Genomic DNA, 12,670 nt, shown 5'->3' with positions numbered 1-12,670 from the left:
CTACATGATCGCCTGGCGGAACGGCGTCGCCGACATGCTGGCCTCCAGCCTGACGCGGGCGATCTTCTACTCGTCGCTCGTGACCGGCATCGCCTTCGGAAGCCTGTGGCTGTCGCACCATCCGGGTACGGCCAGCATGGGCAAGCTGCTGACGATCTCGCTCGTCTACACGCTGCTGGCGGCCTTCGTGATCGTGCCGGCCTTTCTCGGGCCGCCGCGGGTGCCCGCTCCCGAAACCGGGGAGCGGCACTGATCCGTACCGTCCCGGCCGCAGGCGTGCGGGTGTCCGAAGTCGTGTAGGATAGGGCGTCCTGCCTCGAATCATGCGGGGCCAGGGAGGGCATTGTTTGCGCTGTCCGGTTCGAGTCGAGAAAGTTCGGCGCATCCTGTGCGTCTTTCCCGCCTATACGCCCTCCTTCGGCACCTTCGCCCACGCCTATCCGCTCATGGGTGGCGTCAAGGCCTTCATGCCGCCCCAGGGCCTCCTGCTGATCGCGGCCTACCTGCCCGAATCCTGGCCGGTCCGCTTCGTGGACGAAAATATCGCGCCCGCGACCGCGGCCGACTTCGCCTGGGCCGATGCGGTCCTGATCAGCGGCATGCATGTCCAGGTCGCCCAGATGGGCGACATCCGGGCGAGGGCCGCGGCCGCCGGAAAGCTGACAGTCCTGGGCGGGCCCTCCGCCTCCGGCGCCCCGGACTGGTATGGCGATTTCGACTATCTCCACATCGGCGAGATGGGGGACGCGACCGACGAACTCGTCCGGCGCCTGGACGAGAGCTGCGCGCGACCGCCCGCCCAGGTCAGGCTCGAGACGACGGAGCGCCTGCCGCTCGCCGACTTCCCGACGCCCGCCTATGAGAAGGTCTCGCTCCGGCGCTACCTGATCGGCAGCCTGCAATTCTCGTCCGGCTGCCCCTACCGCTGCGAGTTCTGCGACATCCCGGCGCTCTATGGCCGGCAGCCCCGGCTGAAGACCCCCGAACAGCTCTGCGGCGAACTCGACGCCATCATGGCGCAGCCGATCCGGCCGGCCGTGGTCTATTTCGTGGACGACAATTTCATCGGCAACCGTAAGGCGACCCGGGACATGCTCCCGCATATCGTCGCCTGGCAGAAGCGCAACGGCTACCCACTGCAATTCGCCTGCGAGGCGACGCTGAACCTCGCCCAGCAGCCCGACATCATGGCCATGATGCGGGAGGCGAATTTCATCACCGTCTTCGTCGGCATCGAGACCCCGGATGCGGACGCGCTCCGCCAGATGGACAAGGGCCACAACGCCAAGCTGCCGATCCTCGACTCCATCGACACGCTGAACGGCTACGGCCTGGAGGTCACCTCGGGCATCATCCTCGGCCTCGATTCGGACAGCCCAGAGAGCGAAATCCGGCTCCGGGAATTCGTCGATGCGTCGAACGTGCCCGTCCTGACCATCAACCTTCTCCAGGCCCTGCCCCGGACGCCGCTCTGGGACCGGCTCGAAAAGGCGGACCGTCTCGACCACGACCCCGACCTGCAATCGAACGTGCGGTTCGTGATGCCATATGCCGAAGTGCTGGCCGCGTGGCGGCGCTCGATCGCCCATGCCTACACGCCGGAGCGGCTGTTCCGGCGCTTCGTCCACCAGATGGACGCCACCTACGCGCACCGGATCAAGACCCCGGTCCGGACCCAGCTGACGCTGACGAATCTCCGCCGCGCGCTCGTCCTCGGTTTCAACATCATGGTCCGGGTCGGCCTGATGTCGGATTACCGCCGGGTTTTCTGGCGCGCCGCCCGGGAGGCCATGAGGCGCGGCCAGGTCGAGGCCATCTTCAATATGGGCTTTGTGGCCCACCACATGATCCGCTTCACGGGCGAGGCGCTTGCCGGTCAGCAGAACGCCTCCTTCTACGCCGTCCGGACGGATCTCCCCGAGCCGGAGGCGACCGAGGCGCGCCGGTCCTGGCGCAGCCTCGGCCTGAAACGCGCCGCCTGAAGGGCGGCGCCGCCCCCAACTAGCTCTTGAAGCTCGCGATCGTCCGCTGGCAGCGGGCGGAGACCTGCTTGATCTTCTGCTGGAAGCATTGTTTCACCTCGTCGGAATCCGGCGGAAAGGCCGCGCAGAGCCGGGTATAGTCGGCGGTGCAATTCTTCTTGAACTCGGCCTGCTCCTGGGGCGTCAGCGCCATCGCGGTGGAACCCATGAGGGTGCAGAAGGCGGCGGCAGCCAAAATCGTCTTCGAAATCATCGTGTCATGTCCTCGGAATGTGCGTGCCCTTATGGCAGACATCGCGTCGTTTTTGCGACGGGATGCGCTCGGTCCCGTCGGCGGGATGAGGCGCGCATCATGATCCGAATTCTCGCCGGCGCTCTCGCGCTGGCCGTCTCGGCCTTCGGCGCCCTCTCGCAGGAATGGCCCAGCCGACCGGTCAGGATCATCGTGCCCTTCGGGCCGGGCTCGACGCCGGACGGCGCCGCGCGGGTCATTGCCGATCGCCTGCAGGCGAGGCTCGGCCAGCCTTTCGTGATCGAGAACAAGGCGGGAGCCGGCGGCAATCTCGGCACGGACGCGGTCGCAAAGGCTCAGCCGGATGGCTACACGATCGGCGTCAGCATCGTCGGCCCGCTCGCGCTGAACACGCTCCTGTTTCCGCGCATGCCCTACGACCCCTTCCGGGACCTCACGCCGGTCACGATCCTGGGTGCGCAGCCGAGCGTGCTGGTAGTCAACAACGATCTCCCGGCGCGGCGTGTCGAGGACCTCGTCGCCCTGCTCCGCCGCGATCCAGGCCGCTACAACTTCGCCTCGATCGGAATCGGCTCGCTCTCGCATCTCGCCATGGAGGCGATCGCGATGCGGGGCGCCACCCGCCCTGTCCACATCCCCTTCGCGGGTTCGCCCGCAGCGGTAACGGCGCTGATCCGGGGCGACGTGCACATGTCGGTGCTCCCGGCCGGATCGGTGGTTGCGCAGGCCGAGGCCGGGCAGATCCGCATGCTGGCCGTCACGGCCGCCCGGCGGTCGCCTCTCCTGCCGGATGTGCCGACCCTCAGGGAGCTCGGCATCGCGGGCGTCGAGGCGGATGCCTGGATCGGGCTCATCGCGCCGGCCGGGCTGCCGGACCCGATCCTCGACAAGCTCGGCGCGACCGTGAGGGATATCCTGGCGGAGCCTGCCACGCGGGACCGTCTCCGGACGCAGTTAATCAGCCCGGATGGCGGCAGCGCGGCGGACTTCCGGGCCGTGGTCCAGGCAGAGCTGGAACGCTGGGGGCCCGTGATCAGGGCGAACGACATCCGGGTTGGCCAGTGACGGACAGCCCCGACCTTGCCGGTCGACTGCCGCTGACGCTACTGGACGGCAGCCAACCCAGCCCGAGCCGACCTTGAACCGCGACACCGGTACCGCGCCCCGACCCGCCTGGACGGAGACCGAGCGCCTGGCCGCGCTCGAGGGCTACGCCATTCTCGACACGCCGGTCGAGGCCGAGTTCGAGGATATGGTGCAGCTCGTCTCCGAGATCTGCCAGGCGCCGATCGCAGTCATCAACTTCGTCGGCGAGGGACGGCAATGGTTCAAGGCCGAGCGCGGTCTCGGGGTCCAGGAGACGCCGCGCGACGTCTCGATCTGCGCCCACGCCATTCTCCAGCCCGGCATCTTCGTGGTGCCCGACCTCACGAAGGATGACCGCTTCACCCGAAATCCGCTCGTCACGGGCGCGCCCGAGCTGCGCTTCTACGCAGGCGCCCTTCTGGAAACCGCGGACAAGGTGCCTATCGGCACCGTCTGCGTGCTGGATTACGAGCCCCGCCCGAGCGGGTTGATGCGCCACCAGAGCTTCGCCCTTCAAGTCGTCGCCAACCAGGTGATGGCGCAGCTCGACCTTCGCCGGGCCGTGCAGGAACGAGATCGGGCGCTGGCGGAAGAACGCGCCGGCGCCGCGCATGCCCGGCTCCTGACCGACGCCACGAACGACGCCGTCTGGGATTGGGACCTCGTCCGCGACCACGTCGTCTGGAACGAGGCTTTGCACGAAGCCTATGGACACGACCTGCGGGAGGTGACCCCGGACGGCGCGTGGTGGCTCGCGCATATCCATCCCGGCGATCGAGAGCGCGTATCGGCCAGCATCCCCGGGGCGATCGATACGGCCGCGGCGAATTGGCGCGACGAGTATCGCTTCCGCAAGCACGACGGCAGCTACGCCCATGTCTTCGACCGGGCAACGTTGATCCGGGACGAAGGCGGTATCGCGGTCCGCATGATCGGCGCCATGCTCGACCTGACCGAGCGAAAGCAGGCAGAGGCCCGCCGCAATGCTCTGTCCGAACTCGGCGACCGGCTTCGCGACAGCGACGACACCGCCGCGATGGCCTATGCGGCGGGCGAGATCATGGGCCGGACACTCGAGGTCGGGAGGGCTGGCTACGGCACGATCGACCCGGACCAGGAGACGATCACGATCGAGCGGGACTGGACGGCGCCCGGCATCGCGAGCCTCGCCGGGCTGCTGCATTTTCGCGATTTCGGGACCTATATCGACGACCTGAAACGGGGCGAGGCGGTCGTCGTCGCCGATGCAGAGATCGACCCCCGCACCGCCGCCACGGCGGAGGCGCTGAAGGGGATCAGCGCCCGATCCTTCGTCAACCTGCCGGTGACGGAGCATGGCCAATCGGTTGCGCTGTTCTACACGAATCACCCCGAGGCGCGCCCCTGGTCGGCCGAGGAAGTCGCCTTCATCCGCAACGTCGCCGATCGCACGCGCGCTGCGGTCGAGCGGGTGCGGGCCGCTTCTGCCCTTCGCGACAGCGAGGAGCGGTTCGGAGTCTTCGCGCAGGTGATGCCGAACCAGGTCTGGGCGGCCGATGCGAGCGGCCGGCTCGACTGGGTGAACCAGCAGGTCCAGGGCTATTTCGGACTCCAGGCCAGCACCGGCGGGGCAAGTTGGATGGGCGTCGTTCATCCCGACGATGTCGGGCTCGCCGCCGAGCGTTGGGCACGCTCCATCGCGACCGGCGACGTCTACGAGACCGAGTTCCGCCTCCGCCGGCACGACGGCGCCTATCGATGGTATCTCGCCCGGGCGCTGCCGATCCGGAACGAGGCCCGCGCTGTCGTTCGCTGGATCGGGACCAACACCGACGTCCACGACCAGAAGGAGAACGCGGCCGAACTCGCGCGGCTGAACGGTCTTCTCGCCGGCCGGATCGAGGAGCGCACCCGGGAGCGCGACCGGCTCTGGTCGACCACGAACGACCTCATGGGAACCGGCGGCCTCGACGGCTACCTCAAAGCCGTGAACCCGGCCTGGACCAGGATGCTGGGGTGGAGCGAGGACGAATTGCTCGCGCGCCCCTTCGCAGCCCTGATCGATCCCGCCGACCATTCCGAGACCGAAGAGATCGTCGCACGATTGTCGGCCGGGGAGACTGTATCGGGCTACGTCGACCACCTGATCCAGAAGGATGGCGGCCGCCGGACCGTGACCTGGAACGCGGTGCCGGATGGCGGGATGTTCTACGTCGTCGGCCGCGACATCACGGCGGAGCGCGAGATCGAGGACCAGCTCCGGCAGTCCCAGAAGATGGAAGCGGTCGGGCAGCTGACGGGCGGCATCGCGCACGACTTCAACAACCTCCTGACCGGGATCGTGGGCTCGCTCGACTTGATGCAGACCCGCATGGCGCAGGGCAGGACGGAGAATCTCGAGCGTTATGCCAAGGCCGCGATGTCCTCTGCGAACCGGGCCGCGGCCCTGACGCACCGGCTCCTCGCTTTCGCGCGCCGGCAGCCGCTCGACCCGAAGCCGACCGACGCCAACGCGCTCGTGACCTCGCTCGAGGACCTTCTTCGCCGGACCATCGGCGAGGCGATCGGGCTCGAGATCGTGACCGCGGGCGGGCTCTGGCCGACCCTCTGCGACCCGAACCAGCTCGAAAGCGCGATCCTGAATCTCGCGATCAATGCCCGCGACGCGATGCCGAATGGTGGCAAGCTCACGATCGAGACCTGCAACACCCATCTCGACTGGCATTACGCGGCCCAGCATCCCGGCGTCGTCTCAGGCCAGTATATCTGCCTCTGCGTCACCGACACGGGCGTCGGCATGGGGCCGGAGGTGATCGGGCGCGCCTTCGACCCCTTCTACACGACGAAGCCGATCGGCCAGGGAACGGGGCTCGGCCTCTCGATGGTCTACGGCTTCGCCCGGCAATCGGAGGGGCATGCCGCGATCTATTCCGAGGTCGGGAAGGGCACGACCGTGAAGATCTACCTGCCGCGCCATCGCAGCGGCAAGGTCGTGCGGGAGGAGGAAGCGACGACAGGGCTTACCGCCGCCCACCGGGCCGAGGCGGGCGAGACCGTCCTCGTCGTCGAGGACGAGCCCGTGGTGCGCGATCTCGTCGTCGAGGTGCTGCACGATCTCGGCTACCAGGCGCTGGAAGCGATCGACGGACCGTCCGGCCTCGCGGTCCTGCAATCGGGCGCGCGGATCGATCTCCTCGTGACAGATGTCGGCCTTCCGGGCCTGAACGGCCGCCAGCTCGCCGATCAGGCGCGGCTGACCCGGCCGGACCTCCGGATCCTGTTTATCACCGGCTATGCCGAGAACGCGGTTTTGGCCTCGGGCTTTCTCGATCCCGGCATGGAGATGATCACGAAGCCCTTCCCGGTCGATGCGCTCGCGAGCCGGATCCGGAGCATGATCGAGGGCTGAGCGTCTCAGGACGCCCGGAGCGCGAAGACGGAGAACAGCTCGGCCGGATCGGTCGCGACACGGGCCGTCGCCCAGCCCGCATGACCGGACAGCGCCTCGAAGCTCGTCTTCGTGTATTTGTAGCTGTTCTCGGTGTGGATCGTCTCGCCCGGCGCGAAGTCGAAACGGGCGGTTCCGATCCGGACGCTCTGCTGGTGCAGGCTCTCGAGATGCATCTCGATCCGGCTCCGCTCGCGGTTGAAGAAGGCCCGGTGGGCGAAGCCCGTCAGGTCGAAATCAGCCCCGAGCTCGCGGTTGATCCGGGTGAGCAGGTTCATGTTGAACCGGGCGGTGACGCCGGCCGCATCGTCATAGGCGGCCTTCAGCACCGCGTCGGGCTTCACGAGATCGACCCCGAGAATGAGAAGTGCGCCGGAGCCTAGAAGCGCCGCGAAGCGGCCGAGCAGCCAGCCCGCGAATTCCGGCTCGAAATTTCCGATCGTCGATCCCGGAAAGAAGCCGATCAGTGGCCTGCCCGCCAGCTCGTCCGGCAGGGCCATGTCGCGGGTGAAATCCGCGACGACCGGAATGACGGTGAGGCCCGGCCTGTCGGCCCGGAGCTGGGCCGCCTCCTCTCGAAGGAAGTCGCCCGAGACGTCGATCGGCACATAGGCCGCAAGGTCCGGGATCGCGCCGAGCAGGACACGGATCTTCTCCGTCGATCCCGATCCGAACTCGACCACCGCCGCGCCCGGTGGCGACAAGGCCACGAACGCGGCCGCATGGTCGCGCAGGATCGCGAGTTCGGTGCGGGTCGGATAATATTCCGGCAGCCGGGTGATCTCCTCGAACAGCCGCGAGCCTTCGAGATCGTAGAAGTACTTCGCAGCCACGGTCTTCTGCGACCGCGCGAGCCCGTCCAGCACATCGGCCAGAAAGGACGAGTCCGCGCGCCCGACGGGGTCGGGGCGCGGCCGGGTGAAGGCCGGAGCGTTCATGAGGGTATCCGTGAAATTCAGGCGAGATCGTCGGCGAGCCTGAGGCCGGTGAATTGCCAGCGCTGCCCCGGGTAGAAGAAGTTCCGGTAGGTGTCCCGGCTATGCCCGGCAGACGTCGCAACCGAGGAGCCGCGCAGCACCATCTGGTTCGACATGAACTTGCCGTTATATTCGCCGAGCGCGCCCTCGACCGGACGGTAGCCCGGATAGGCGAGATAGGCGCTCCGGGTCCATTGCCAGACCACGCCGAAGGCATCGTCGAGTTCGCCCGACCGGGCCGCCGCCTCCCACTCGAACTCGCTCGGCAGCACCTTGCCGGACCAGCGCGCGAAAGCGTCCGCCTCGTAATGGCTGACATGGCAGACCGGCAGGTCGGGATCGACCGCCCGCAAACCGCCCGGCGTCATCACCGACCAGCGCCCGTCCGCCTCGCGCCAATATCCCGGGGCCGTCCAGCCTTCAGCCTGAACGGTCGACCACCCGTCCAAGAGCCAGAGTTCGGGCCGCCCGTAGCCGCGGTCTTCCATGAAGCCGAGCCATTCCCGGTTCGTCACGAGGCGGCGCGAGACGCGGACATCCTGCACCAGACCCTCATGGGCCGGCGCCTCGTTGTCGAAATGGAAGCCGCGCCCATCATGGCCGAAACGCCGGATGCCGCGAGCCAGCGTGACCTCGCCCTCGGCTTGCGACGGGACCGGCGGCTGCCAGGCCGGATCGTAGACCGGGAGGGTCGGGTTCTGGGCGAAGGCGTGCAGGATGTCGGTCAGCAGCAATTCCTGATGCTGCTGCTCGTGGTTCAGCCCGATCTCCAGGATCTCGCCGACCTCCGCGCCGGACGAAGCCGGCAGGCTCTCGAGCAGTGCGATCACGGCCGCATCGACATGGGCCCGGTAGCCCCCGACTTCCTCGGCCGTCGGTCGCGTGACCATGCCGCGATGGAAACGGGCATGCCTCGGTCCGGCGGCCACGTAATAGGAGTTGAACAGGAAGGCGAAGCGGTCGTCGTAGGGCCGGTAGCCCGGCAGGCGCGGCCCGAGCAGGAACTGCTCGAAGAACCAGCTCGTATGCGCCCGGTGCCACTTGGTCGGGCTCGCATCCGGCATCGACTGGACCTGCTGGTCCTCCGGCGACAGGAAGCTCGCCCGGCGCTCGGTCTCGTCGCGCACCTCGCGGTAGCGCCGGATCCAGCTGGACAGGCCCACGGGAGCATCAAGTGCGGGAACAGGCGTGTCACGCGTCTCGGCTTCGATCAGCACGCTCGGTCCTCCGGGTCGCGACGCCGCGCGTCCGAGGACAAACCCTCGTCCGGCACCGCACAATATGGAGGGTTTTTCTCCCCAGACCAGCGCGGGTGAATGTCGCGCATCCCGACCTGATCGCGTAAGGCAGGCCGTGCGGCCGTCTGTCGGGGGGTGGCCGCCGCGCGGCGCGTCTCACGACCGTGTCGGGCGGCCCAGGCCTCTCCGTCTCGTGGCGCCGCTGGATCGACAAGGCCAGACAGGCCTGGGAGGATAGGCATGAGTGGGATCGTCGGCTTCGTCGGCCTTGGCCGCATGGGCAGGCCCATGGCCACGAATCTGTGCCGGCGCGGTTTCCGCCTCGTCGTGAACGACGTGAACCGGGCCGCCGTCGAGGACCTGGAGAGGCATCAGGCGCGCGGCGCCGCGACCCTCGCCGAACTCGCGGCCGAATCCGGGATCGTCGTCACCATGCTGCCGAACTCCGCCGTGGTGACGGAGGTGATTTCGGGGCCGGCCGGCATCCTGGCCCATGCCAAGCCCGGCACGCTCATCATGGACATGAGCACGGTCTCACCGGAGACGACGGACGCGATGGCGGCGGCCGCCGCTTCCGCCGGGATGACTTACGTCGACGCTCCCGTCGGCCGGCTCGCGAGCCATGCGGATCGGGGCGAGAGCCTGTTCATGGTCGGCGGCTCGGATGCCGACTTCGCCCGCGTGAAACCGCTGCTCGAGGGGATGGGCTCGACCATCCACCATTGCGGTCCCGTCGGGAGCGGGACCCGCACGAAGCTCGTCAACAACTACCTCGCGGTCTCGCTCTGCCAGATGAATGCCGAGGCCCTCGCCCTGTCGCAGCGCTTCGGCCTCGAACTGGAGAAGACGCTGGAGGTCCTGCACGGCACGACAGCCACCAACGGGCAGCTGAAGCTCAACTGGGCCTCCAAATCGCTGATCGGCGACATCGAGCCGGGCTTCACCATCGACCTCGCCCACAAGGACCTGACCCTGATCGTGGACGCCGCCAACGCGGCCCGCGTGCCGATGCCGCTCGCAGCCGCGGCCCGGGAGGCCTTCTCGACCGCCCGCGCCCGCGGCTTCGGCGGCCAGGACTTCTCGGCCATGGGCGACGCGCTCTGCGACCTCGCCGGGATCGAAAAGCCGCGCCTGAAGAAGGGATGATGGACGGAGCCTACAGCTCCATCTTCATCGGCTGCGGATAGTACCGGAACCCCTCGCCCTGTTTCGCGACATGGCCGAGCCCCGGCCAGGCGAAATGGTAGGCGAGGATCGGCACGCGGTTCGCAGCCAGCATGGAGAGAAGCCGGACGCGAGTCTGGGCCGACTGCTTCGGATCGCTGTCATAGGCGAATTCAGTCAGTGGCTTCTCGAGCAGCAGCACCGGGTGGTGGGCGAGGTCGCCGATATAGGCCATCGATTGCCGCCCGGAGGTGATGGTGAAGATCGTGTGCCCGACCGTATGCCCGGGCGCCGCGATCGCCTGGATGCCGGGCAGGAATTCCTGGCCGTCCTTGACGAAGACCATCCGGTCGCGGTTCGGGACGAGGTTCTTCTTGGCCGTGTCGTAGAAGGTCTTCATGGCCGGCGTCGCCTTCGAATCGTCCGTCCAGAAATCGTAATCGGCCTGGCTGATGTAATATTGCGCGTTCGGGAAGTTCCGCGTCCCGTCCTCCGCGACACAGCCGCCGCAATGGTCGACATGGGCGTGGCTCATGACGACGGCGTCGATGTCCTTCGGATCGATCCCGGCCTGTTTCATCGTGGCGAGGAGCTTGCCGGTCGAGGGACCGAAGAGCTTCAGCGAGCCCATGCCGGTGTCGAACAGCACTGTCCTGTCGCCGGTGGTCAGGATCAGGATGTTCTGCTCGAGCACCGCGTTGTCGAGCGGCAGGAAGTTGTCGGTGAGCTGCCGTTCCATCTCGGCGGGGGAGAGGCCAGTGAAATTCGTCTTCGGGTCGCCGAGCGGCAGCGTACCGTCGGAGACTACCGTGGCCTGCGCGTCGCCGAGCTTGAAGCGGTAGAAATAGGGCGCCTGCGCGGTCGCGAGCGGGGCCTTGGCCGCCGCCGGACCGCGCCAGGAAAGTGCGGCGGCCCCGGCCGCCGTGCCGGCCAGGAAGCCTCGGCGCGGCAGGTGAATGCGATCGGTCATGGATAGCCTCCCGTTATTGTGGCCGGGAGGCTCGGCCCGATCTTTGGCGAAAGTGCGTCAGCCCGCCGCGGCCGCGCTTTCCGTCCGGCGCCAGCGCGCGGGGCCGTCGCGGTGGATCGAAGCCCCGGTCGGGTCGACCGCGACCGTGACCGGCATGTCCTCGACCGCGAATTCGTGGATCGCCTCCATGCCGAGCTCCGGGAAGGCAATGATGCGCGAGGAGCGGATCGCCTTCGAGACGAGATAGGCCGCGCCGCCGACCGCGACGAGATAGGCGGCGCCGTGCCGGCGGATGGTCTCGATCGCGGCCGGGCCGCGCTCGGCCTTGCCGATCATCACGAGGAGCCCGGTCGCGGCCAGGATCGGCTCCAGGAACTTGTCCATCCGGGTCGCGGTCGTGGGACCTGCCGGGCCGACGGCCTCGCCCGCCACTGCGTCGACCGGGCCGACATAGTAGATGGCCCGGTCGCGGAGATCGACCGGGAGCGGCTCGCCGGCAGCCAGCATCCGGGTCAACCGGAGATGAGCGGCGTCGCGGCCAGTCAGCAGCCGGCCCGAGAGGAGCAGCGTCTCCCCTGCGCGCCAGGTCGCGACCTCGTCGCGGGTGAGCCGGTCGAGATCGACCCGCCGGCTGGAGGCCGCGGCCGCGCCGAGCACCACCTCCGGCCAGAGGTCCGGCGAGGGCGGGGTGAAGGTGGCCGGTCCCGAGCCGTCGAGCCGGAAATGCACATGCCGGTCGGCCGCGCATTGCGGGATCAGCCCGACCGGGAGCGAGGCGGCATGGGTCGGGAAGGTCCGGATCTTGACGTCGAGCACGGTCGTCAGCCCGCCGAGCCCCTGCGCGCCGATGCCGAGCGCGTTGACCCGGTCGCAGATGTCGATCCGCATCTCTTCGAGCTTCGAGGCGGGCGCGCGGGCCCGGAGTTCGGTCATGTCGATCGGTTCGAACAGGGCCTCCTTGGCCATCAGCATGGCGCGCTCGGCCGAGCCGCCGACCCCGATCCCGAGAATGCCGGGCGGGCACCAGCCGGCTCCAAGCGTCTCGACCGTGCGCAGCACCCAATCCGCGACGGAATCGCTCGGGTTCAGGCAGACGAACTTCGCCTTGTTCTCCGAGCCGCCGCCCTTGGCCGCGACATGGATCTCGACATCCTCGCCCGCCACCATCTCCACGTGGAGGTTCGCGGGCGTGTTGTCGCCGGTGTTGTGGCGTCCGAAGAGCGGGTCGGCGACCATCGAGGTGCGCAGCGGATTCCGCTCGCTGCGCCAGGCGCGGCGCACGCCCTCGTCGACGAGGTCGGCGAGCGACCGGGTCGTCGCGAAGCGGGCGCCCATGCCGATCCGCATGAAGACATTCGCGACGCCCGTATCCTGGCAGATCGGCCGGCGCCCGAAGGCGGCCATGCGGGAATTGAGGAGGATCTGGCCGATCGCGTCGCGGGCCGCCGGGCTCTCCTCGCGCCGGTAGCTGTCGGCGAGATGCGCGATGAAGTCGGCCGGGTGGTAGGACGAGATGAATTGCAGCGCATCGGCGATGCTCGTGACGAGGTCGTCCTCGGAGATCGTCGCCACC

10 protein-coding genes are annotated in these 12,670 nt (G+C 68.3%); 5 read left to right on the top strand and 5 right to left on the bottom strand.

Features of this window, described 5'->3' with window-relative positions; all coding sequences use genetic code 11:
• On the top strand, positions 1–253 hold a 253-nt coding region (locus ACFE87_RS16415), incomplete at its 5' end, for an MMPL family transporter (RefSeq protein ID WP_375460728.1).
• A 94-nt stretch (positions 254–347) separates the two neighbouring features.
• Complete coding sequence (locus ACFE87_RS16410; protein WP_375460727.1) at positions 348–1,982, top strand: B12-binding domain-containing radical SAM protein; 1,635 nt, start codon at positions 348–350, stop codon at positions 1,980–1,982.
• A 19-nt stretch (positions 1,983–2,001) separates the two neighbouring features.
• Here the strand turns inward: ACFE87_RS16410 and ACFE87_RS16405 are convergent, their stop codons facing one another.
• Positions 2,002–2,235 carry a hypothetical protein gene (locus ACFE87_RS16405; RefSeq protein WP_375460726.1) on the bottom strand — a complete coding sequence of 78 codons (234 nt, stop codon included), beginning with the start codon at positions 2,233–2,235 and terminating at the stop codon, positions 2,002–2,004.
• A gap of 99 nt (positions 2,236–2,334) precedes the next feature.
• Between ACFE87_RS16405 and ACFE87_RS16400 the strand changes: the two genes are divergently transcribed.
• Both ACFE87_RS16400 and ACFE87_RS16395 read left to right on the top strand, forming a co-directional pair.
• A complete protein-coding gene (locus tag ACFE87_RS16400) occupies positions 2,335–3,300 on the top strand; it encodes a Bug family tripartite tricarboxylate transporter substrate binding protein (protein WP_375460725.1) in 966 nt (321 codons plus the stop codon).
• Positions 3,301–3,373: 73 nt separating this feature from the next.
• Positions 3,374–6,709: a PAS domain-containing protein gene (locus tag ACFE87_RS16395; RefSeq protein ID WP_375460724.1), complete on the top strand. Its 3,336-nt coding sequence runs from the start codon at positions 3,374–3,376 to the stop codon at positions 6,707–6,709.
• Between the two features lie 5 nt (positions 6,710–6,714).
• On the opposite strand, the gene egtD is transcribed toward ACFE87_RS16395, so the two are convergent.
• Both egtD and egtB read right to left on the bottom strand, forming a co-directional pair.
• On the bottom strand, positions 6,715–7,686 hold the full coding sequence (gene egtD, locus ACFE87_RS16390) for an L-histidine N(alpha)-methyltransferase (protein ID WP_375460723.1): 972 nt from the start codon (positions 7,684–7,686) through the stop codon (positions 6,715–6,717).
• Positions 7,687–7,703: 17 nt separating this feature from the next.
• Positions 7,704–8,942, bottom strand: coding sequence for an ergothioneine biosynthesis protein EgtB (egtB, locus tag ACFE87_RS16385; RefSeq protein ID WP_375460722.1), 1,239 nt, complete (start codon positions 8,940–8,942; stop codon positions 7,704–7,706).
• Between the two features lie 156 nt (positions 8,943–9,098).
• On the opposite strand from egtB, the gene ACFE87_RS16380 reads away from it, so the two are divergent.
• Entirely contained in the window at positions 9,099–10,109 is a 1,011-nt protein-coding gene (locus tag ACFE87_RS16380; protein WP_375460721.1) for an NAD(P)-dependent oxidoreductase, read from the top strand.
• 10 nt (positions 10,110–10,119) lie between these two features.
• On the opposite strand, the gene ACFE87_RS16375 is transcribed toward ACFE87_RS16380, so the two are convergent.
• Together ACFE87_RS16375 and ACFE87_RS16370 are read right to left on the bottom strand one after the other, a co-directional pair.
• Complete coding sequence (locus tag ACFE87_RS16375; RefSeq protein ID WP_375460720.1) at positions 10,120–11,097, bottom strand: MBL fold metallo-hydrolase; 978 nt, start codon at positions 11,095–11,097, stop codon at positions 10,120–10,122.
• Between the two features lie 57 nt (positions 11,098–11,154).
• Complete coding sequence (locus tag ACFE87_RS16370; protein WP_375460719.1) at positions 11,155–12,669, bottom strand: fumarate hydratase; 1,515 nt, start codon at positions 12,667–12,669, stop codon at positions 11,155–11,157.
• Between the last annotated feature and the right edge of the window lies 1 nt (position 12,670).

It is taken from the genome of uncultured Enterovirga sp., assembly GCF_964242715.1.
GTDB lineage: Bacteria > Pseudomonadota > Alphaproteobacteria > Rhizobiales > Beijerinckiaceae > Enterovirga.
The sequence above is the reverse complement of the archived record's forward strand: the minus strand, read 5'-3'. Positions and strand labels throughout refer to the sequence as shown.

Excerpts from the sequence above, each read along its gene's own strand:
- ACFE87_RS16400 (WP_375460725.1), top strand. The coding sequence starts at position 2,335 with ATGATCCGAATTCTCGCCGGCGCTCTCGCGCTGGCCGTCTCGGCCTTC.
- egtD (WP_375460723.1), bottom strand. The coding sequence starts at position 7,686 with ATGAACGCTCCGGCCTTCACCCGGCCGCGCCCCGACCCCGTCGGGCGC.
- ACFE87_RS16375 (WP_375460720.1), bottom strand. The coding sequence starts at position 11,097 with ATGACCGATCGCATTCACCTGCCGCGCCGAGGCTTCCTGGCCGGCACG.
- ACFE87_RS16405 (WP_375460726.1), bottom strand. The coding sequence starts at position 2,235 with ATGATTTCGAAGACGATTTTGGCTGCCGCCGCCTTCTGCACCCTCATG.